General features: G+C 39.3%; 14 protein-coding genes. 10 read left to right on the plus strand and 4 right to left on the minus strand.

Annotated elements, in window-relative coordinates; genetic code table 11:
* Positions 1-192: 192 nt before the first annotated feature.
* Positions 193-1,422 carry an aminopeptidase gene (locus tag ACCQ42_RS01440; RefSeq protein ID WP_410035120.1) on the minus strand — a complete coding sequence of 410 codons (1,230 nt, stop codon included), beginning with the start codon at positions 1,420-1,422 and terminating at the stop codon, positions 193-195.
* Between the two features lie 603 nt (positions 1,423-2,025).
* Here ACCQ42_RS01440 and pepF point away from each other — a divergent pair.
* Both pepF and ACCQ42_RS01450 read left to right on the plus strand, forming a co-directional pair.
* Positions 2,026-3,825, plus strand: a complete 1,800-nt coding sequence (gene pepF, locus ACCQ42_RS01445) for an oligoendopeptidase F (RefSeq protein ID WP_410035121.1) — start codon at positions 2,026-2,028, stop codon at positions 3,823-3,825.
* Between the two features lie 1,136 nt (positions 3,826-4,961).
* Positions 4,962-10,742: a G5 domain-containing protein gene (locus ACCQ42_RS01450; RefSeq protein WP_410035122.1), complete on the plus strand. Its 5,781-nt coding sequence runs from the start codon at positions 4,962-4,964 to the stop codon at positions 10,740-10,742.
* Positions 10,743-10,921: 179 nt separating this feature from the next.
* Here the strand turns inward: ACCQ42_RS01450 and lepB are convergent, their stop codons facing one another.
* A complete protein-coding gene (gene lepB, locus ACCQ42_RS01455) occupies positions 10,922-11,476 on the minus strand; it encodes a signal peptidase I (RefSeq protein ID WP_410035123.1) in 555 nt (184 codons plus the stop codon).
* 9 nt (positions 11,477-11,485) lie between these two features.
* Complete coding sequence (locus ACCQ42_RS01460; protein ID WP_410035124.1) at positions 11,486-12,505, minus strand: M42 family metallopeptidase; 1,020 nt, start codon at positions 12,503-12,505, stop codon at positions 11,486-11,488.
* Positions 12,506-12,583: 78 nt separating this feature from the next.
* Here ACCQ42_RS01460 and ACCQ42_RS01465 point away from each other — a divergent pair, with 78 nt between their 5' ends.
* Together ACCQ42_RS01465 and ACCQ42_RS01470 are read left to right on the plus strand one after the other, a co-directional pair.
* Positions 12,584-13,090, plus strand: a complete 507-nt coding sequence (locus tag ACCQ42_RS01465; protein WP_410035125.1) for an LURP-one-related/scramblase family protein — start codon at positions 12,584-12,586, stop codon at positions 13,088-13,090.
* An 8-nt stretch (positions 13,091-13,098) separates the two neighbouring features.
* Positions 13,099-13,554, plus strand: a complete 456-nt coding sequence (locus ACCQ42_RS01470; RefSeq protein WP_410035126.1) for a hypothetical protein — start codon at positions 13,099-13,101, stop codon at positions 13,552-13,554.
* A 57-nt stretch (positions 13,555-13,611) separates the two neighbouring features.
* On the opposite strand, the gene ACCQ42_RS01475 is transcribed toward ACCQ42_RS01470, so the two are convergent.
* A complete protein-coding gene (locus ACCQ42_RS01475; protein WP_410035127.1) occupies positions 13,612-15,315 on the minus strand; it encodes a DUF2207 domain-containing protein in 1,704 nt (567 codons plus the stop codon).
* A gap of 163 nt (positions 15,316-15,478) precedes the next feature.
* Between ACCQ42_RS01475 and ACCQ42_RS01480 the strand changes: the two genes are divergently transcribed.
* The 6 genes from ACCQ42_RS01480 to ACCQ42_RS01505 all read left to right on the plus strand — a co-directional run bounded on the left by ACCQ42_RS01480 (position 15,479) and on the right by ACCQ42_RS01505 (position 21,791).
* A complete protein-coding gene (locus ACCQ42_RS01480) occupies positions 15,479-16,825 on the plus strand; it encodes a TrkH family potassium uptake protein (protein WP_410035128.1) in 1,347 nt (448 codons plus the stop codon).
* 10 nt (positions 16,826-16,835) lie between these two features.
* Positions 16,836-17,489 carry a potassium channel family protein gene (locus ACCQ42_RS01485; RefSeq protein WP_265237088.1) on the plus strand — a complete coding sequence of 218 codons (654 nt, stop codon included), beginning with the start codon at positions 16,836-16,838 and terminating at the stop codon, positions 17,487-17,489.
* A 281-nt stretch (positions 17,490-17,770) separates the two neighbouring features.
* Positions 17,771-18,175, plus strand: coding sequence for a DUF3842 family protein (locus ACCQ42_RS01490; RefSeq protein ID WP_106461353.1), 405 nt, complete (start codon positions 17,771-17,773; stop codon positions 18,173-18,175).
* A 155-nt stretch (positions 18,176-18,330) separates the two neighbouring features.
* On the plus strand, positions 18,331-19,977 hold the full coding sequence (locus ACCQ42_RS01495) for an ABC transporter substrate-binding protein (RefSeq protein ID WP_410035129.1): 1,647 nt from the start codon (positions 18,331-18,333) through the stop codon (positions 19,975-19,977).
* 1 nt (position 19,978) lies between these two features.
* The gene (locus ACCQ42_RS01500) at positions 19,979-20,953 is read left to right on the plus strand and encodes an ABC transporter permease (RefSeq protein WP_410035130.1); all 975 of its coding nucleotides are present in this window, start codon (positions 19,979-19,981) and stop codon (positions 20,951-20,953) included.
* Entirely contained in the window at positions 20,946-21,791 is an 846-nt protein-coding gene (locus ACCQ42_RS01505) for an ABC transporter permease (RefSeq protein WP_410035131.1), read from the plus strand. Before ACCQ42_RS01500 ends, ACCQ42_RS01505 begins: the two co-directional genes overlap by 8 nt.
* Positions 21,792-21,794: the final 3 nt, after the last annotated feature.

Below are 21,794 nucleotides of genomic sequence, written 5' to 3' on the forward strand. Positions count from 1 at the left end.
GATTTAACTATTCTGCAACATCACCTTATTATAATCCAATGCTTAGGACCTACAATCCCTTGTCTCGAGCGAAGTCGAGAGACCTATTACGGACACTTAAATTCTACTACCTACTACTTGTGGTATTTTTGTTTATGCGAAGGATAGAATATAAATTTCCTTAGTTTTAATCAAATTTTTATCTCAATATCTTTAAGCAAAATTACCATTCACAAAGATTGGATATTCCACTCCGTCCTTGTAGCCTTTTATTTCTAGATCGCTTGTTCCTACCATGAAGTCTTCGTGGATTAGGGAATCATTTAGGCCGGCGCTTTTTACCTGATCATCTGCAAGGTCTGTTCCACCCTTAACGCAGGTTGGGTAGGCCTTGCCTAGAGCGAAGTGGCAGGAGGCATTTTCGTCAAATAGGGTGTTGTAAAATAGGATATTTGAGTTAGAAATTGGGCTATCGTAAGGCACTAGGGCGATTTCGCCTAGGTATTTTGAGCCCTCATCAGAATCTAGCATCTTAGCTAGGGTATCCTTGCCTTCCTTGGCATCAAAATCTACAACCTTGCCATCTTTGAAGGTAAATTCAAAATTATTTATAACTACGCCATTATAAACGAGTGGCTTAGATGCGACAAGTCTGCCGTCTACGCCGTCATATTGTGGGGCTGTAAAGACTTCTTCTGTTGGCATATTTGGTATGAAGGCATCTCCCTTGGCATTGGTAGATCCTGCACTCATCCAGATGTGGTCTTTTGGTAATTTAACCTTAAGGTCTGTGCCATTGGCTGCCTTATAGGTCACATAGTCAAATTGGTGGTTGTTTAAAAATTCTGCCTTTTCATTTAAGGTAGCTATGTGATTTTTCCAATTGGCCTTAGTTTCTTCCCAAGAATCAGCCACTCTTGACACATCAAGGATGACTTCCCATAGCTTATTTACAGCTTCTTCACCCTTAAGGTCAGCAAAGACCTTTTCTGCCCATTTTACTGATGGAACAGAGATAACAAGCCAAGATACAATGTCATTCATGGTGTATTTTACAAAGTCTTTCATCTTTAGGGAACGAGATCTGATAGCCTCAGAAATCTTGGCCTCATCAAGGCCAGCCAAGAGGTCTGGGTCTTCAGAAACTATAGAAATCCTATTTGACTTCTTCTCAGCTATTTGGTAGCGGCTCTTTTCAACCACCCAGTCAGGCACTTCGTTAAGAGTCTCCTGGCTTTCATATTCGTAGGAAAGCCTAGTAAGGGTATCATCAACCCAATTTATAGACACCTTGCGAGCTCCCTTTTCATAAGCAGCCTTAGTCATAAGACGGGCAAGTTCAGGTGCTTCTACAGGGCTAGTAATCAATACGTCTTCACCTTCTTGTACATTAACACCAAACTCAACAGCAAGCCTGGCAAAATTTTCAATTCTTTTATTCATAATCTTCTCCTAACATATTAATCTAATCTAACTATACCTTTTCTAACATGGATATGGGATGCCTCAAGACAAAGCCCAAAGTTTGCCCACCCATCTCGAATGAATATAAATAATAGAGTATAATGAAATAGTTATCATCATTCCCTTTAGCATGGAAGGGAGGTGAGATCATGCGAGAATTCTTGGAATTCATTTTGTCTGTCGTAGCGAGTGTAGTTGGTTTCTATATTTGCAAATGGCTAGATAGCAAAATAAATGATGATAATTAGCCTGAAAATAAAAAAAGACGAGCCCGAACCGCTCGTCTTTTTTTGGTTGAGACCATGCAATATTCTTGGAATTCATGGTTAATATTAATATACCAACATTTAAGAAAAATTCAATAACAAACCACATCTCCTAACACAAAGCTGAACCTCCCGCCACCCATCTCGAACGAAAGTGAGAAATCTCATGGTTCTTTGCATCAAGGGTTTTGTATCTACATCGTCATTAGCTATCTACTACCAAAATAAAAACACATTAATACTAAAAATCTTTATCAAAGCCAAGAAAGGGATATAATAATCTTAAAAGAATTATTATCTTTAAGAAAGGAAAAACATGAAAAAAAGAAACGAAGTTGACCCAAAGGAAATTTGGGCTATTGAAGATTTATATGCTACTGATGAAGCCTTTTATGCTGATATAAAAAAACTTGGCGATATGGCTGATAAATTCAAGGAAGATTTCAAAGACCTAAAGACTGCTGATGATGTTTATAAGTCCCTTGAGGCCTATGCTGAGATTTCTGGCCTTACAGATAGGCTTGGCACTTTTTCTGGAATTTCTAAGGAAACAGACGCCACAGACGATGCCATGGCCAAAAGAGATGCCAAATTTGGCAGCGAATATGCAAAAATTGCGGCCACACTCTCTTTTTATGATTCAGCCTTAGTCAAGGTTGACCCAAAAATCCTAGACCAAGTGGCCAAAGACCACCCAGGCTATGAATATTACCTAAAAAGAGTGAAGGATGAGGCCAAATACCTATTAGATGAGAAGACAGAAGCAGCCCTTGCAGCCCTTGCCCCAACCTTTGATGCCCCATATGTAAACTACAATGACATGCGCTATGGTGATATGAAATTTGAAAATATAAATTACAAGGGCGAGGAAGTTGTCCTAAACCACAACACCTTTGAGGAATACCTAGAAGGTGAGACTGACACAGAGCTTAGACGTAAGGCTTTTGCAGATTATCACAAGGTCTTAGGAGCTTATCAAAACGCAGACGCATCAGTCTACAACACCCTAATCCAAAACGAAAAAATCATGGCAGACCTTCGTGGTTACAAGTCAGTTTTCCATTATCTTTTAGCCCGCCAAGACGTGGACTTTGATATTTATGAAAATCACATTGACATAATCATGGAAAAACTTGCCCCAATCATGAGAAAATATGCTACAATCATCAAAAACCACTACGGCCTAGATGAAATGACCTATGCAGACCTAAAACTAGCCATAGACCCAGAATATGAGCCACAGGTATCAATTGACCAGGCTAGAGATTATATAGTAGATGGCCTATCACCACTAGGCGAAGAATACATCGGCTACATTAAAAAGGCCTTTGCCGACAAGTGGATAGACTATTCACAAAACATAGGCAAGAGAACCGGTGCTTTCTGCGCATCCCCTTATGGATCCCATCCGTTTATCATGACTACTTACAATAATTCCATGAGCCAAGTCATGACCCTCGCCCACGAACTAGGCCACGCAGGCCAAGGAATCTTGTCAAATGACAATCAAAATGCCCTATCAAATGACATGTCCATGTACTTTGTAGAAGCTCCATCTACAGCCAATGAAATAACCATGGAAAGATACCTCCTAAAGAAGGCAGAAGACGACAGGGAAAAACTTTGGGTCCTAGCCACAATGATAGGCAAGACCTACTACCATAATTTCGTAACCCACTACCTCGAGGCAGCCTTCCAAAGAGAAGTCTATAGGAGAGTAGACAAGGGTGAAAGCCTAGGAGCAGATGACTTTAATGACATCTTTAGAGAAAAACTTCAAGAATTCTGGGGAGATTCTGTAAAACTAAACGAGGGAGCAGAACTTACTTGGATGAGACAACCACACTATTACATGGGCCTATATTCCTTCACCTACCAAGCAGGTCTAACAGTAGGAACAGCCATCTCAGAAAAAATCGTCCACGGCACAGAAGAAGACAGAAAAACCTGGCTAGAAGTCCTAAAAATGGGCGGCTCACGTGGTCCAATAGACCTAGCCAAAGCAGCTGGAGTAGACATGAGTACTACTAAGCCAATAGAAGATGCCATCGACTTTATCGGGGAAATTATTGATCAGATAGATGAATTGATGGGTAAGCTTGATATGTATAAATAAAGTGGTTTTCCCATCCGAGATAATGGTAGTAAAAACTTTTACTAAAGTATCAGACCTTCCATCAATTTGATTTCATCAAATTGGGATAGGACTTCAGTTTGCAAAGTTTTTACGGTTTTCAAAATTTCTCAAGGTGCAATGCACCGCAGAAGAAATTTTAGAAAAACCTTATGTAATTTTGAACTAGCCCGTCCGGCTCGGGGAGGACCGATGTGACGAATAGGAGCATTGATTGTAAAAAGATTACGTTCTCTACAAAATTTTCTCGAAAATTTTGCGTTTATTTGTTTTTAATAACAAATTCTATATCTTTTATATGTTTGCTTTATTTACAACTGAATCTTCGTCCAAGGGGGAGAGCCAAGGGAAGAATTTGCCCAAGCGGCTTAGAGCGCCGCATGTTCCCTCACCGGACGGAAACCCGTTTGCTACGCAAACTTCTTCGTGCTACCTCACTATGTTTCCGGCATAAACGCCCCAAATCAAGGGGCGTTTATGTCCCCCTTGCACCCCTCTCGGCTACACCCTCCAAGCGGCCCCTTAGCGGGGAGCATGAGCATATGTTTGCCTTTGGCAAACTTACATTGGATTGGTGGATTGGTCTTCGGAGTTTATATTAACATCTTAATAGGTGTTTAATTAGATTTTTTGGGTTCTATCACCTTTACAATGTTTAATAAATAGGAACCTTTATCTTTTCCTGTCATTCTGATGAACGGAGTGAGGAAAAATCTCATATAGGCTAGTCATGTAAGCTATTAGTAAAAATAAACATTATCAAAATCTTGCCTCCCTTTTTTTGGGAGGTTTTTGTTTTTTTAAAAATCTTTTTATTTCTTTTAATTCTCTACAACAAAACTTAGAGTAGTATGATAAAAAACTTGTCAATATCTTTAAAATTTGAAAATGGTGTGTTTAGCTCTTTTTCTTGCTTTTTGGTAAAGATGTTCAATAAAACTAAAAAGATATTGAATTAGTGAATTAAAGCGATTGTTAAATTCGTGTTAAGTATTGAAATTAAGAGGGTTTGGTCCTTGAATTGTTTTCCTAATTCCGGTATGATATTTAACATGTAAATTTAGAATTATTTTAATATATATTGCAATAATTAAATGTAGATAAAAGAAAGGAAAGCTATGAATAAGAAACAAAACCTCCTAGCCATAGCCATATCCGCCTCCTTTATTATAGGTGGGGCAAATGTGGCTCAAGCTAGTGAAAACACGACTGCTCCGGTTGTTGAAGAAAACATTACTAGTCAAAACACTCCTAGTGCTGTAAATCAAGATAATCAAGCAGCAAATGTAAATACTCCTCAAGGAAATGATGAAAAAGAGGAAGAAAAGGAAGAAAAACAGACTCCAAATATCAAGCAAGATGCCCAGACCGAAGAAGAAGCTTTTGACATGTCTGATGCAAGTCTTGTTGATGCCCAAGGAGCTGGAGAAGGTGAAGCTGCTAAAGAAGAAGATAAACATATCCAAAAAGCAACTGACCCAAATTATGGTGAAGATGAAGGAAAAATAAAGGACTACAATAAATCTGAACGTTATAAGGAAACGGACCTACAGCCGGGAGATACAAATCAAGAAAGTAATATAACCGATCAAGGTGAAGCAAAAGATGGTTTAGAATTTAATACTAAGAACCCATCCGCAGATACCTCAAGTAAGACTGAATATGGTTACCAAATTACCATAGACAAGAAGACAGGTCAAAGAACCTATACTAAGGTTTATGTTACGGATTCTGGTCTTATACCTGTTGATGAAGGCGAAAAACAAATGATGGACAAAGGGGAGAAATTAACTTCTGAATCTCCTGATGTAACCTATAAGCCAAATGAAAATACAAAAATTACGGCTTCTAGGTCACAAAGAAATTTGAATTATGAGGCCAGTGAAGAAACCTTAAAGCATATAAATAACAAGGATAATGACTTCACTTCTCTTGGCTTTGAAGATAATTACACATCAGACAATCCAAGAGTGAAGTTTTTTAAAGGCAGCTTTGCTTTAGGTTACAAGGTAAACCCATGGCCAAATGAAAATGATAAGCTTGAGCAATTAAAATTAAATGGCCAGTACAATGAAAAGGTCTTTGTCCAAGGTCAAGATATCGACACAGGCATCAAGGTAGATAATGTGGATGAAAATGCAAGAGAAAGGCTAGTGGGCCAAGTCTATAACCCTATTACAGGCAAAGTTGTACCAGGAGCAAGTGCCTATATAGGAGATGATGGCAATATCCACATCAAGATGCCAGAAGGAGCCCTAAAAAAAGACGAAAACGGCAAGACTGTCATCAATGAAGACTCAATCTTCAATACACCTGACTTTAAAGCTCTTCAAAACTTAGATGTTAAATTCTTTGCCCGTCCAAGAACAGCTGAAGAATTTAAGACTATAGCTGAAACACCTGATGATTCTGGTGAAACAGGAACCTATGTAGAAACAGGTGCAGGTACTGCCGACATAAACCATAAGGGATCTAATATAACAATTGACAAGCAAGGCATCGACCGCTACGACCACTACAACCTAATAGGTAATTTCAAGCTAAACCTCGATGATACACGCTATTACGACCAAAAGTTTGAAGATGGCAATGGTGATGATACATCTAAGGTAACATCATCAGCAGTAAAACCAGGCGAGCCATTTAAGGTAGGAATTGTAGATCCGGAAAAACCAGGTGGTACTGGTAAGTCAGCTGATGAAATGAATGCAGCTGATGAAAGGGGAGAAGCTTCTGGTAAGCTTATCATGGACTTTATCAACCGTGAAAACAAGGGTAAGGCACCAGAAGACCAATGGAAGGTAGATGTAGACCCTAAAGATATTTCTAAGTTTACAATAACTCCTCCAAAATCAGCCAAGGCAGGTGACTTTATTGCAATTCCGCTTGAGTACACCTATACCAACGGGTCAAAGGACGTCCACTGGTTCCACTTTGTAGTCCAAGAATCATCCTACATCAAGCCAGAATATGACGCTCAAGTTAACTTCCCAGTAAATGAGCAAACATCAGCTGCCAAAGTTACAGAAGATGGTAAGAGAATAACACCAGACCACTATAGTCTTCCAGATACTCTAGAAACTGACGAAACAGGAAATAAAATTGCTACAGATGATAAGGGAAATAAATGGACTGTAAAAGTTGATGAAAAAACAGGACAAGTTTCTGCAAAACCAGTAGACCCTACAGCATTTAACGGTGGAGAAAAACTTACAGTACCAGTTGTTGCTCACTATGTTGATGAACAAAAACCAAATGAGGACATAAAAGAAGAAGTCAATGCCTACTTCGTAATCGAAGAAAAGGCAAATATGACTGCCCGCTACAATGCTAAGGCTGGTAAGTCAGGAGATAAGCTATCTTCAGATGTTATCCTAAATACAGAAGATCACTACAACAGAAGACCAGGTAAGTTTACAATTGATTCACCAACATATACAGATGATAAGGGCAATACTTGGAATGTTTCAATCGATGAAAAAACTGGTAAGGTTACTGCCACAGTACCAAATGCCGAAGAAGGTAAGTCAGTAGACGGAGCCCTCCTAAATGTACCAGTAACAGCTCACTATTATGAAGAAGACGGTAAGCTAGAAGTAGGCACAAAGAAGACAGAAGCTCAATTTATGGCCTATGGTACAAATGGAAAAGTAGTAAAAACAGAAGAAATTCCTTTCGAAACCAAGGTAGAAAAAGATCCAAATCTTAAAAAAGGCGAAATAAAAGTCATAACCGAGGGTGAAAAAGGATCTAAGAAAGTAACCTACACTATCGAAGATTCAAAAATTACAGATACTAAAGAAGAAGAATTAAAAGCACCACAAGAACGCTTAATCCATGTAGGTGAAGGTGTAGCAGATGGCAACCATGAAATAAAAGAAAGTTCAGAAATTGCATTTGAAACAGAAATCCAATTTGATGACTCCTTAGCTCCAGGTGAAACAAAAGTTGAGCAGGAAGGTGAGCTAGGAAAGAAAACTAGGACTACAATAATAAATATTCAAGATGGTAATGTCACAAGTACTGTAGTTGGGGACTATATAGTTAAAAAAGAGCCTGTTAAAAAGATTATCAAAGTAGGTAGAAATACCGAAGGCAAGGTAGAACACAAGGAAGAATTGCCATTTAAATATAAGGTTGAAGAAGTAGATACACTTAAAAAAGGCGAATACAAGATTGTAAAACCAGGTAAAGTTGGAACAAAGACAACAACTTGGACAATCAAAAACTCCAAAGTAGATGGCAAGCCAACTGTAACAGAAGTTGCCGCAGAAGATGCACTTATCCAAGTAGGTAAGGGAACAAATGATGGCACTCACGAAATAGTTGAAAAGAAAAATATAGATTATAAAACTGTAATCGAATACGATGAAAATCTTGATGCTGGTCAACAAGAAGTTGTTAAAGAAGGAAATCCAGGCGAACAAGAAAGAACAAACACACTTGTTATCAAGGATGGCCAAGTAACTGAAACTAAAGAAGGCGAATTTAAAACAACTAAAGAAGCAACTGATAGAGTTGTAAAAATTGGTACAAAACCAGTTACAAAAGTTGTAGAAAAACCATTTAACACAGAATATGTCTATGACGAAAACCTCGAATCTGGAAAGACAGAAGAAGTTACCCCAGGTAAAAATGGTAAAGTTACTATCACAACAACTTATGACAAAGATCAAAAGAAGGTTGTAACTTCCGAAACAGAAGAGGCTGGTCAAAACAGAGTTGTTAAAATCGGTGGTAAGACTAACGGAACTGAAAAAGTTAAGGAAGAAATTCCATTTGAAGTTGAAGTTAGAAAAGATCCATCACTTAAGAAGGGTGAATGGAAATACGCCACTGATGATGAAGGAAATGAACTAAAGGGTGAAAAGGGCGAACAAGAAAAGACCCTAACTATAGAAAACTCTAAGGTAACAAATACTTCTGAGCCAACAGTAACTAAGAAAGCAAAGAATGCTGTAATCTTAGTTGGTGATGAAGACTTCACAGGCAAGATTAAATCTGTTGACAAAGACCCAATTCCATTTGAAACTGAAGTAACAGTTGACCCTAGCCTAAAACCAGGTCAAATTGTAGAAGATCAAAAGGGTGAACTTGGTGAACAAGAAACCGAGCTAACAAGAGAAATTAAAAATGGTACAGCTGGTGAAGAAGTTCGTGGAGAAACAAAACGAACAAAAGAACCAGTTACAAGAAAGATTAGAGTTGGTGCAAAATCTGATGGAACTCACACTTACACCAATAAGAAACCATTTGAAGTAGAAGTAAGGGTAAACCCTGAACTTAAGAAGGGTGAACACAAGGTAGTCCAAAAAGGTGTTGAAGGTGAAGAAGAATTTACAGTAACTATCGAAAACTCTAAAGTAACAAAAACTTCAGAACCAAAAGAAACAAAAGCACCAGTTAAAGAAATTATCGAAGTGGGTAGTGATGACTTTACAGGTACTTTTGAAACTAAGAAAACTAAAGCAGTTGAATTTGAAACAGAATATATCGTAGATGAAACTCTAGAACCAGGTAAAACAGTAGTCGATAAAGAAGGAAAACTTGGTGAAGAAGAAATAACTGTAACTCATACTATCGTAAATGGAAAAGTAACTAAATCAGAAGAAAGTAAACCAATACAAACAAAAGCTCCAGAAAAGAGAATTGTAAGAGTAGGTAAGAAACCATCTGAAGGTGAAACTACAAAGACAATCGAAAGGGAAATACCTTACGAAACTAAGGTAATCTATGACGAAACTCTTGAAGCTGGATTCCAAAAGATTGAAAATGAAGGTAAGCCAGGCAAGGAAGAAGTTACAATTACCCAAAAGATAAAAGATTCTAAGCCAGTTGGTGAAGCTACAGAAACTACAAAGACTATCACAGAAAAAGAAGATAGAGTAGTAAGAATCGGTGTTAAACCAGTTGTGAAAGAAACTGAACTTGGTAATAATACTGAGTACAGACACAACCCAGAGCTTAAAGCTGGTGAAGAAAAAGTCGTCGAAGAAGGCTCTAAGGGATCTGTAAAATATACCACAACCTTCAACAAGGAAACTGGTAAGCTTGAAGTCAAAGAAGAAAGAACTGAACCAAAGAATAGAGTCGTAGAATACGGTTCTAAGACTGATGGCGAGTTCAAATTTGAAAGCGAAAAAGCTTATGATGTAATAATCAGGGAAAATCCTAACTTAGATGCTGGTAAGCACAAGGTTGTTCAAGAAGGTATACCAGGTAAGACTGAAACTACTGTTAAGGTAGAAAACAGCAAGGAAGTATCAAGGGATACAAATACAATCAAAGAAAAACAAGACATGATTATTGAAATCGGTACAAGAAATGTCTGCGAAATCCCACCTCAACCAGAAGGTCCAAAACCAGATCCAAAAGATCCAAAGCCAGAAGAAGATCCAAAGAATCCTCAACCAGAAGGACCAGAAGATCCAAAGAATCCTCAACCAGAAGGACCAAAGAATCCAAAAGATCCAAAGCCAGAAGGACCAGAAGATCCAATCAATCCTCAACCAGAAGGACCAAAGAATCCAAAAGATCCAAAACCAAATGAGCCAGGCACACCAGGCGAGAAACCAAACAAGCCAAATGAACCAGGCACACCAGGTGAAAAACCAAATAAACCAAATGAACCAGGTACACCAGGTGAAACACCAAATAGGCCAAATGAGCCAGGTAAGCCAGGTGAAGATCCTAAGACTCCACAAGGTCCAAAGGAAAATCCAAAGACTGAGGAAAAAGGAGAAGTAAGTACTCCAGTTGATGATGAAAAACTTGCTAAGCAAGAAAACAAGTCAACAAATCCAAAAACAGGTATAGGATCAGTTGCACCAATAGTCACAAGCATGGGCATATCAATAGCAGGACTTCTAGCAACAAAGAAAAAGAAAAAAGAAGACTAATAAGTTTTCGATTTAAAAAGTAGGTAGGCAAAAGCCTCCTACTTTTTTCATGGAAATTATTAGATTAAAATCCAATCCCCTGTCGTAATTCTAAAGAATAAAGCGAGGGAAAATTTCTATAATCATAAACATGCCTACAAAAAATCAGCTACCAAGCACTTGCCTGGAGCTGATTTTCTTTAATAGGTTTTTATTTTGTTAAGTGGGTAGATTCTCATGATGGCTTCGCCTAGGAAGCTATCTTTGGACACAGGGCCAAAGTTTCTGGAGTCGTTTGATTTAACTCTATTATCTCCTACTAGGAAATATTCATCATCTCCTACAAACCAACTTGTCATTTCGCTTGTGGCTTCTGTTTCCATGCCCTCATCTAGGTAGTCTTCTTCTAGCTTCTCATCATTTATATAAAAGCTTCCATCTTTAATCTCGACCATATCGCCTGGAAGGCCTATTACTCTTTTGATATAAAGCTTCCAAGGCTCGGTTGGGGAGTGGAAGATGACTATATCGCCCCTCTTATAGGATTTATTTAAGCTTTGTGGTAGCTTATTTACGACCATGATATCACCTGTGGCGAGGGTGTGGTCCATGGAGTGGCCTGATACTGCTGTAAGGCCAATGACGAAGAATTTGATGGCAAAGACTATTAGAAAGATTGCCGCAAAACTCTTGTAAAAGTCCCAGATTTTAGCTAATAAGCCTTGTTTATTTTTATTATCTTTATTATTTTCCATCTTTATCTCCTATCTTTGGATGAAGTCGAGAAGAAGGTCAAATAGGCCCTTAATTGCCTTTTCGTGAGTCCTCTCATAGCCGTGGCTTGCTGCTACACCGCATCCCACTAGGGCGTGCCTATAGTCATAATCACTTGCCACAGCGGCTGATGCATCAGATCCGTAGAATGGGTAAATATCTACTCCGTAGTCTATGTCGACCTTTTTGGCAGTGGCTATTAAATCATTTGTTAGGTCATAATTATAAGGACCTGACGAATCCTTGGCACAAATTGATACCTTAAGCTCATCGCAGGTTAAATCATCGTGGACTACTCCCATATCGACTGCGACCATATCAGAAATGCCAGCAGGGTGTCCTGAGCTTGCCCCATGGCCTACTTCTTCATAGACTGTAAACATCATGTATAAAGGGCGGTTTATCTTTATACCCTTATCCTTAATTTCCTTGGCTAGGGCAAGGAGGATACCTGCTGATGCCTTATCATCTAGGTGGCGGCTTTTGACAAATCCATTGTCTACCCTAAATCTAGGGTCAAGGGAGATGAAGTCCCCATTTTCTATGCCTAGGGCCTTGGTTTCTTCCGCAGAATGGGTGATGGCATCTATTACTACTTCCATTGTGGTATCATCACGTTTGGCCTCTCTTGGGTCGGATGAGCCGTGGACTGCTGGATTATTTAGCCTGCATACTCCTGTATATTCCTTGCCAGATCTGGTGTGGATTGTGACATTTTCAAATTCTACAAAATTATAAGGAAAACCACCTATTGTGGTAAGCTTTAGGGCGCCATTGGCCTTTATTGACCTAACCATAAGGCCTAAAGTATCGACGTGGGCTGATAAAAGAAGGCCATTATTTTCTTCCATTTCATTTATTGGGACTATGACATTGCCCTTGTTATTTGTGTAAGGCTTATAGCCTAGCTTTTCAAACTCATCGCAAAGGTATTTTGTGGCCTTCATGGTAAAGCCTGTTGGTGATGGAGTATTTACCAAGTCTTTTATATAATTTGTGATTGTATTCATATTCTTCCTTTCTTTTCTCGGGTATAATCTAATATAAATACTATATTATAAATTGCGATAAAACCAAAGGAGTTTTATATGAAAAAATACTATTTTAAGGAAAAATTTTTCAAAATAACTGACAAATATTGGATTATGGATGAAAATAATGACAAGGCCTTTTATCTGGACCAGGATTTTACCTTTTTTGGCTACAGGTCAAGGGTTTTTGACAAGGATATGAAGGAGGCCTTTAAGGTTGAGAGAAAAATCCTATCCTTTTTGCCTACTTATTTTGTAGATCTTAAGGACGGAAGCCAAATGACTATCAAGTCTAGGCTAAGTTTTTTGAGAAGAAAGGTCGACATAGAGACAGATTTTGGGACTATTAATCTTAAGGGATCTATTTGGGATTATAATTTTGATATAAGCCTTGATGGGAAAAAGATTGGCGAGATTTCTAAGGTATTTTTCGCCATGACCGACCAATACGAGCTAAGGGTCCTAGATGAGGACTATACTGAGGCCATGCTTGCCCTTGTCATTTGCCTAAATAATATCAAGGATAGCGAAGCGGCTGCAGCTGCAAATTCTGCTAACAACTAGGAGGACTTATGATATTTATCTTAGCGGGGGTTTTTACCCTCTTAGGTCTTTATAACCTCTATCTTTTTTCTGGGATTGAAATTAGGGTTAAATTTACCAAGGTAGACTTGGCTGTATATCTAATGATGCTAGTCATGTTTGCCATCTACCAATGGGTCTTTAAGCCTTATATTATAAACACCCTAGCTATTGGCCTTGCCATAATTTTTTGGAACTATTCGGGCATAATTGCCAGGGGCTTTAGCAGGGATTTTCTTTATACCAATAAGCTTAATCCATTTTTAAATAAAAAAGTAAAGCTTGATGAGATTAAGTCTGTGACCCTGTCAAGGGCTGAGAAAAACCTCCTTCTTATAGTAAATTTCAAGGAGGCCAACGCCCAGGATAATATGAGATTTGCCTATAAGAAGGAAAAGGACCTTATTAAGCTTCTTAAGGGGCAAAAAGTAAATGTGATTAATTAGAAAAACAAAACACCTAGAAGGAGCAAAGTCCTTAGCTAGGTGTTTTTGTTTTGTATTTTAGCGGCCGCCGCCACCTCCGCCACCGAAGGATCCGCCACCTCCGCCTACTGATGTGGCACCTCCAAAGCCTGCATTTGAAAAGCCTGTAGCCTCACCATAAGATTGGTTGATGGATTTTGAAAATCCTCTGGAGTTTGTAAATAAATATGGGTAGTAGATGAAATTATTCATATAATAGTCATCTCTTTCTACTATTTTTTCAAAGCTTTCTCCAAGGCCTAGGATTTGGGCATAGACTAGAAAGCCCTTCCACTTAGGCATCTCTTCTTGGCTTTTTTCTCCAACAAGCTCGTAAGATGCAAGGTAGGATTTAAACTTGCATAGGTCCTCATAAAGGCTTATGCCCTTTTGGGTCAACCTTAGCTCTGTCCCTGTCCTTGATGAAGATAGGAAGGTCTTTTCGTACTCATAGTCTTCGATGTAGCCTTTTTCCTTGAGGGTCGCAAGAGAAAGGTCTTCTAGGTCCTCATAGAAATTATCGAGGGAATCCTTATTTTTTTCTAGGTATTTTTGATAGGCATAATCTGTAAGGAAGCCATCATGGCTTCTTAGACTTGCCTTATAAAGGGTGTCGAAATATTTGCCCTCAAGGGCTCCCATGTTGTCTGGTCTTTCTAGGATTTTAATTTTCTTTTCAGACACTAGGCCATACTTGTCCTCGCCTAGGTCGATTTTTTTAGCAAGGGCCCATTTGAGGATGAAGGCATTTACATAGTCTTCGGCTAGACTTATGGAATTGATGTAGGTCTTTTCTATAATAAAGGCCAAGTCTTCGATGTGGCCATCATAAGGGATATCTTTTAAATATTCCCTGCCAAAGTCCTTTGGTTTTCTTAAATCTTTGAGATTTGTTATTCTTTTTTCAGAAAATGATAACTTAGCGGCACGAATTCCTGCAAAGGCTCCTGCTAATCCAAGGGCACTAGCAAGACCTATTAGAATTTTAGCCCAAACTGGCATTGGTGGCTTGTAGGCCTTGCCTTGGTTTTCTTCCCGTTTAGACCCCTTCACAGCCTGGTCGGCATAGTCCTTGAAATTCTTATCTTCCCTGTAGGAAGTAGCAAAGGTCCCCTTTGGGAATTTGATCATGACTGTGGCATAGTCAATCCCTCCAGTAGAATTAAGTTCTATGACCCCGTCCCTATTTTCTATATTGCCCTTAAGGCCAAAGCCCCAAAACTTCACATCCCTTTCTATTGGCTTATAGGAGGTGATTTTGATATTTACTTTTTCTGGCATGGGATCAAAGTCATCTCCCACAAATTTGAAAAAGACCATGTCAGCATCATTTAGGCCGATGGCTAGGGGGCTTATCTTGTATTTTAGGTCGTAGACATTATCTTCATACTTGCTTATGCCCCAGCAAAGCTCGTATCCATCGTCTTTTTGGACTGTGCCGTAGCGGTAGGCCTTTTCTTCAAAGGACTTGTCAATATCCCAAGGGTCGGCTTTTTCAAAATCCTTGCCAAAGGCTGAGACGGAAAAATCTTCGATTTTAAGACCCCTTAAGTTATTTATGGCCTTGTATCTTTCTGTATAGTCTGTGTCATTTTCATCTATATGCCAAGTTTCTTTTATAGAGCCGATTCCCTTTTCATCGAGCTTTGCCTCTATATTTATTTCCTTAAATTCATCTGCCAAGGCCTCTTTGGGCAGGAAAATCATTAGGCTCATGGCAATTATTGTAAGTAGTTTTTTCATGGTCGTCCTTTCTTTGTGTCTTCTTATATATTATTTTACCCAGAATGAAAATTTTTGTATTAATTTTTAACAAATAGCCTTTGACAAATCTATAAAAAACTGTAGAATTTAGCTAGTTACTCCCTTTTCTTTTTATAAAAAGGGGCTTTGTTTAGGAGTTAATATGGAAAAGAATTTTTTATCCAAAATATATGACAATATAACCCACAACCCGCCTATGGTCCTTACCCTGGGCTTTGCCATTGTGATTACAATCGGAGCTTTGCTTTTGAGGATGCCATTTTTTTCTCGTAGTGGTAATGAAACGAGCCTTATTGATGCCTTATTCGTGGCAGCTTCTGCTTCTTGTGTTACAGGCCTTACCCCTGTCAATACCCTCGAGCATTGGAATTCTTACGGTCATCTTCTACTTATTGTCCTTATCCAGATTGGGGGCCTGGGGGTGATGAGTATTACCTCGATGATTCCTCTAATTTTGGGCAAAAAAATTGGCCTAAGTTCTAGGCAAATTCTAAAAGAACAGCTCAATGTCGAAAGTCTGGAGGGCATGATTGCCTTATTTAAGTATGTGCTTTTCTTCTCTTTTGGGGTGGAGCTAATCGGGGCTATGATTTTAGCTATCAGATTTGTGCCGATTTTTGGTGTGGCTAAGGGTCTATGGTATGCGATTTTTCACTCTATATCAGCCTTTTGCAATGCTGGCTTTGATATTTTGGGCGATAGCATCTATCCTTTTAGGGATGATTTGCTTGTAAATTCCACCCTTTGTGGCCTGGTTATTATCGGTGGTCTTGGCTTTGTGGTTACAAGTGAGCTTTTTAGGAGGAGGTCTTTTGAAAAGATTTCAACCCACTCTAAGCTTGTCCTAAGCCTTACAGGAATCCTTCTAGCTGTGGGTACCCTTGGATTTTTTATCCTTGAAAAGGACGGGGGAGTCCTTGTCGGGGAAAGCTTTAAAGCTTCTCTTACAGAATCCTTCTTCCAATCAACTGTAGCAAGGACGGCAGGTTTTTATTCGGTTAAGCTTGAAAATATCAAGGATTCTACAGCCCTTCTTTTGGCAGGCCTTATGTTTATAGGTGGATCTCCAGGATCTACTGCAGGGGGGATCAAGACTACAACCTTTGGCGTCCTCATCCTTTCAACTATTGCCGTTATTAGGGGTGAAGATGAGCCGGTTTTATTTAAAAGACACATAGGAGAAGAAACAGTAAGAAAGGCCCTTGTTATCTTTGCTGTTTCTGTGACAATTATCCTTTCTGTAAGCTTTATCCTTACCATTACAGAAAAGGCAGGCCTTGTGGAAATTTTTTATGAGACCGTATCAGCCCTTGCCACAGTAGGAGCCAGCATGGGAATAACCTCGAATCTTTCAAATATTGGCAAGATTTTAATAACCATTTGTATGTACCTAGGCAGGATTGGCCCAATGACCATGGCCTTTGCCTTTGGCATGAAGACTAGAAAATCACTAATCAGATATCCAGAAAGTTTTATATCTATAGGATAAAGGAGTAAATATGAAAAATGTTATCGTACTAGGTCTAGGCAGGTTTGGCTCTGCCCTAGCCCGCAAGCTATCAGAAAAAAATATAGAGGTCATGGCTGTAGATATGGACTATAACAAGATCCAAAAGCTAGCAGACGATGTGGCCTATACCGCCCAAGCAGACATCACAGACCCTGATGCCCTAAATGAATTGGGAATCAAAAACTTTGATATAGCTATAATTGCTACAGGATCAAATCTTGAATCAAGTATAGAGGCGACCCTTCTTTGTAAGGATGCCGGTATTGAAACTGTAATTTCTAAGGCTACATCCCTTGTTCAGGCTAGAATTCTTAAGAAAATTGGGGCAGACAGGATAATTTTCCCGGAAAGAGATAGTGGGGAAAGGCTTGCAAGGCTCATTTCTGGATCAAATCTTATGGAATTTATCCAATTTTCAAATAAATTTTCTATGGCTGAGGTCAAGGCTCACGAGACTTGGGTTGGCAAGAGTCTAAAGGATTTGGATTTTAGAAATAAATTTGACCTAAATGTGGTGGCCTTTGAGAGAAATGGCGATATGATCGTATCTCCTCGCCCTGATGAGGTTATAGAAGAATACGACCTCCTTGTAATAATTGGAGAAAATAAAGACATAGAAAAAATCGAAGAATGTGATAATTAGGAAAACGAAAGCTTTTATGCAAAGAGCATGGATTAAATATGAAAAAAAATTCATGAAATAGTTTGCATAAGATAAAATTTGTGTTATAATAATAGCAGCTATCAAATTAGCTAGGTTTTTCATTATTAATTCCTTTATGTTTTCCCTTATGAAAACAAGGACTAACTTATTCTTTTCTATGTGAAGGGTCCCTTATGGGGCCCTTTTCATATTGAATAAATCTTTTAAAAAACATTTTCTTATGTTATAATAATATCGTAATCTTCTATTAGGGGGAATTTATGAAAATACTTGTAATAGATGCCCAGGGCGGAGGTCTTGGCAAAGAGCTTATAACAAAATTAAGGGCCCGCCACAAAGACCTTGATATAACATGTGTTGGGACAAATTCTCTAGCCACAAGCGCCATGCTAAAGGCTGGGGCAAATAGGGGAGCTACTGGAGAAAACCCAGTAGTGGTAAATGCCGCCAAGGCTGATATAATCCTAGGACCCATTGGGATTATGCTTACAAATTCCCTATATGGAGAAATCACAGAAAAGATTAGCCAGGCTGTATCCTTATCGCCTGCAATCAAAATCCTAATTCCCTTCAGGCACGATGACAATATAATTGTAGGAATTTCCGATTATTCGATCAAAAAACTTGTCGACCTTGCCATGATAGAAGTTGAAAAGAATTTATAAAATGCAGGAAGCATTTTAGGTCGCAGAAGTGGCCGGGATAAGAATATCCAAACTCCCTCGCTAAAGAGGGGCAAATATTTAAGCAATTATACTAAGAAGGTATAGGAAACTCAGACGGGTGACCTATGCCTATTTTTATTGTAAAAGGAGAAGAAATGAAGAAAATACTAGGAAAAGTCGTTGGTCTTTTGGCCCTAAGCCTTGCACTCACAGCTTGTGGGGCTTCTAAAGATGAAAGTAAGACTGGGACAAAGACAGAAACAAAGACACAAGTTGAAACAAGCCATCCAAAGGATGAACTAATCCTTGGCATAGGCTCTGAGCCAGAAAAGGGCTTTGACCCAATCCATGAGGCAAGCCATTCATCAAGCTTACTTTTCCACTCATCCCTACTTAAGAGAGACTTGGACCTAAATATAGTAAATGATTTGGCAGAAGATTATAAAATCTCAGATGATAAGCTTACATACACAGTCACCCTCAAAGACGGTCTTAAATTTTCTGACGGCACAGATCTAACAGCTGATGATGTAGTATTTTCTTATAACAAGGCTAAGGAAGAAAATACTGCTGGCATCAACCTCACCCGTTTCGTAAAGGCTGAAAAAGTCGATGATAAGACCCTTAACCTTGTCCTAGAAAAACCAGACATTTCCTTTACAACCACCATGGCATCTCTTGGAATTGTAAGCAAGGACAAATACAAGGACGGCTATGGGCAAAATCCTGTAGGCTCAGGTCCTTTTAAGCTTGTCGAATGGAAAAAGGGCCAAGAGATGATAGTAGCGCCAAATGAATATTATTATGGGGATAAGGTTCCATTTAAAAAGTTGACCTTCATTTTCTTTAAGGATGATGACACAGCCCTTGCCACAGCCAAGGAGGGCCTTTGCGATATTATTAGAATCCCTTATACAGCCAAGGATATGGAAGTAGAAGGCTTCCACCAGCTTTCAGTCAAAACCGTAGACAATAGGGGAATCTCCCTTCCAGTTGTGGCTAATACTGGAGAGGTCACAGACGATAAGACCCTAGCCCCAGGTGCACCAATTGGAAATGACGTTACAAGCGATATAGCTATAAGAAAGGCTTTAAATATAGCCATGGATAGGCAAGAGATAATAGATCATGTCCTAAATGGAGAGGCCACCAAGGCTACATCCATAGCAGATAATCTTCCTTGGTATAACGAGGAAACAGCTGATATAAAGGATGGAGATACCGAAGCTGCTAAGCAAATCCTAGATGAAGCAGGTTGGAAGGAAGGCTCTGACGGCATCAGTGAAAAGGACGGAGTGAAAGCCAAATTTGACCTCTACTATGCCTACCAAGATAGGGAAAATCTCGCAGTATATTTCGCTGAAAAGGCTAAGGAAATTGGCATTGATGTAAATCCAATCTATGGAGACTGGGACTTTTTTGCAGATAAGATGTATAGCCAGGCAGTCCTCTTTGGTTGGGGCGGCTACGACCCACTAGATATGTATTATTCCTATGCTTCTAAATTCAGGGGTTATGACTATTACAATACCAATTTCTATGCCAATGAAAGGGTTGATAAATATTTTGAAGATGGCCTTTCAGCAGATAATTTGGAAGACTTTTATGATAATTTCAAAAAGGCCCAATGGGATGGAGAGAATGGATTTTCTTGGAAGGGCGATTGTCCTTGGGTATGGCTTGTAAATGAAAACCACTTATATCTTGTAAGAGATGGGCTAGAGCTTGGAAAGACAAAGATTGAGCCACATTCATCTCGCTACACCCTTATAGATTCTATAGCCAATTGGAAATGGGAATAAGATGGGGAAGAAAATTTTAAGGGAGCTTGTCACCTTTATTCTTTTCATTCTGGCAGTATCTTTTATAAGTTTTTTGCTCTTAGACCTTTCGCCAATTGACCCCATAGCCTCCTTTGCAAGGGCTAAGGGAAGTGGGCTTGATCAAAGTCAAAAGGCAGCCCTAATAGCCAAGTGGGGCCTTGATAAGCCCCTTTTTGAAAGATACCTAAGCTGGCTTGCCAATCTTGTTAGGGGCGACTTGGGGATTTCAAATATTTATAATAGAGAGGTCATTGCCATAATAAAAGAGGGCTTTGCCAATTCTTTTGTGCTGATGGCCCTAGCTTGGATTTTGCAAGGGGTCTTGGGTATTTTCCTAGGTCTTGTGGCAGGGGCAAATATAGGTAGCCTTAGGGATAAATTTATCAAGGCCTATGCCATAATTTTTGCATCGACCCCTAGCTTTTGGCTGGGCCTGGTCCTTATTATGGTTTTTTCCCTTAAGCTTAAGCTTTTTCCAGCCTCTATGGGATCTCCTGCGGGAGTTTTGACAGAAGATATCAGCTTTGCTGATAGGCTCTACCATATGGTCCTTCCTTGCCTTTGTCTAAGCCTGGTGGGATCTTCAAATATCATCCTCCACACCAGGGCTAAGACTGAAGATATCCTAAATGAAGACTTTATCAGCTATGCCAAGGCTCGTGGAATGACAAAGAGAGAAATTATTAGCAAGTACGCCCTTAAAAATTTGATTTTACCAGGTCTTAGTTTGCTCTTTACGTATTTTTCGGAGCTTTTTTCTGGGACCATTTTGGTTGAAAATGTCTTTTCCTATCCAGGCCTTGGGTCCCTGACTGTAGAAGCTGGCCTTAGGTCTGATGCACCGCTGCTTTTGGGACTTGTCCTTTTTTCTTCGATTTTTGTCTATCTAGGCAATAGGCTTTGGGATTTAATCTTGCCAAGGCTAGACGTAAGACTAGGAGGGGCCTATGAATAGGAAATTAATCGGAAAATCTCCAATGAGCCTTAGAAAAAAGACCTTGATAGAGATTGGCCTTGCCATATTATTTGTGGCCTTTATCTTTATCAGAGGGGCAATGATTAATGAAGGAGACCTATCAATTGATTTTGCAAATAAATTACAAGGGCCGAGCCTTTCCCACATTTTTGGGACAGACCAAACTGGCAGGGACATGTATTTAAGGACAATCAAGGGCCTTGCTACTTCCATACAGATTGGCTTTTTGGGTTCTCTTTCAGCTCTTCTTGTGGCAAGTGTCTTCGCCCTTTTCCAGAGCTTTGGCAATAAGTATTTGGATAAGGTCATTAACTTTATAATTGACCTAAGCCTTTCCATTCCCCACATGATGGTCCTAATCCTTGTGGCAATAGCAGCTGGCAGGGGCCTTAGGGGCGTGATTTTAGGAATTGGTCTTACTCACTGGACAGGCCTTACCAGGCTTTTGAGGGGAGAAATCCTTGCTCTTAAGGATGAAAATTATATAAAGATATCAAGGGCAATGGGTAAGTCGAGGCTTTATATTTTTAAAAACCACATTCTGCCAAAGATTTTCCCGCAGATGCTTGTAGGCCTTATTTTGCTATTTCCCCACGCCATCCTTCATGAGTCAGCCATTTCCTTTCTGGGCTTTGGCCTTTCCCTATCCAGTCCATCCATAGGTATAATCTTATCAGAATCGATGAAATACCTTATAGGTGGATCATGGCATCTGGCCTTTTTCCCAGGGCTTTTGCTTTGCTTTTTGGTTTTTGCCATAAATAGGCTGGGTGAAGATGTCAAACATTTGCTAGATCCTTACTCATATCACAGGTGATTT

This window comes from Anaerococcus kampingae (genome assembly GCF_046365475.1).
In the GTDB taxonomy this organism is placed as follows: Bacteria; Bacillota; Clostridia; order Tissierellales; family Peptoniphilaceae; genus Anaerococcus; species Anaerococcus kampingae.

What these genes read in the sequence shown, in the direction of transcription:
- ACCQ42_RS01470 (WP_410035126.1), top strand. Translation starts at nt 13,099, where the DNA reads ATGATATTTATCTTAGCGGGGGTTTTTACCCTCTTAGGTCTTTATAAC.
- ACCQ42_RS01465 (WP_410035125.1), top strand. Translation starts at nt 12,584, where the DNA reads ATGAAAAAATACTATTTTAAGGAAAAATTTTTCAAAATAACTGACAAA.
- pepF (WP_410035121.1), top strand. Translation starts at nt 2,026, where the DNA reads ATGAAAAAAAGAAACGAAGTTGACCCAAAGGAAATTTGGGCTATTGAA.
- ACCQ42_RS01505 (WP_410035131.1), top strand. Translation starts at nt 20,946, where the DNA reads ATGAATAGGAAATTAATCGGAAAATCTCCAATGAGCCTTAGAAAAAAG.
- ACCQ42_RS01495 (WP_410035129.1), top strand. Translation starts at nt 18,331, where the DNA reads ATGAAGAAAATACTAGGAAAAGTCGTTGGTCTTTTGGCCCTAAGCCTT.
- ACCQ42_RS01460 (WP_410035124.1), bottom strand. Translation starts at nt 12,505, where the DNA reads ATGAATACAATCACAAATTATATAAAAGACTTGGTAAATACTCCATCA.
- ACCQ42_RS01440 (WP_410035120.1), bottom strand. Translation starts at nt 1,422, where the DNA reads ATGAATAAAAGAATTGAAAATTTTGCCAGGCTTGCTGTTGAGTTTGGT.
- ACCQ42_RS01480 (WP_410035128.1), top strand. Translation starts at nt 15,479, where the DNA reads ATGGAAAAGAATTTTTTATCCAAAATATATGACAATATAACCCACAAC.
- ACCQ42_RS01490 (WP_106461353.1), top strand. Translation starts at nt 17,771, where the DNA reads ATGAAAATACTTGTAATAGATGCCCAGGGCGGAGGTCTTGGCAAAGAG.
- lepB (WP_410035123.1), bottom strand. Translation starts at nt 11,476, where the DNA reads ATGGAAAATAATAAAGATAATAAAAATAAACAAGGCTTATTAGCTAAA.
- ACCQ42_RS01485 (WP_265237088.1), top strand. Translation starts at nt 16,836, where the DNA reads ATGAAAAATGTTATCGTACTAGGTCTAGGCAGGTTTGGCTCTGCCCTA.
- ACCQ42_RS01450 (WP_410035122.1), top strand. Translation starts at nt 4,962, where the DNA reads ATGAATAAGAAACAAAACCTCCTAGCCATAGCCATATCCGCCTCCTTT.
- ACCQ42_RS01475 (WP_410035127.1), bottom strand. Translation starts at nt 15,315, where the DNA reads ATGAAAAAACTACTTACAATAATTGCCATGAGCCTAATGATTTTCCTG.
- ACCQ42_RS01500 (WP_410035130.1), top strand. Translation starts at nt 19,979, where the DNA reads ATGGGGAAGAAAATTTTAAGGGAGCTTGTCACCTTTATTCTTTTCATT.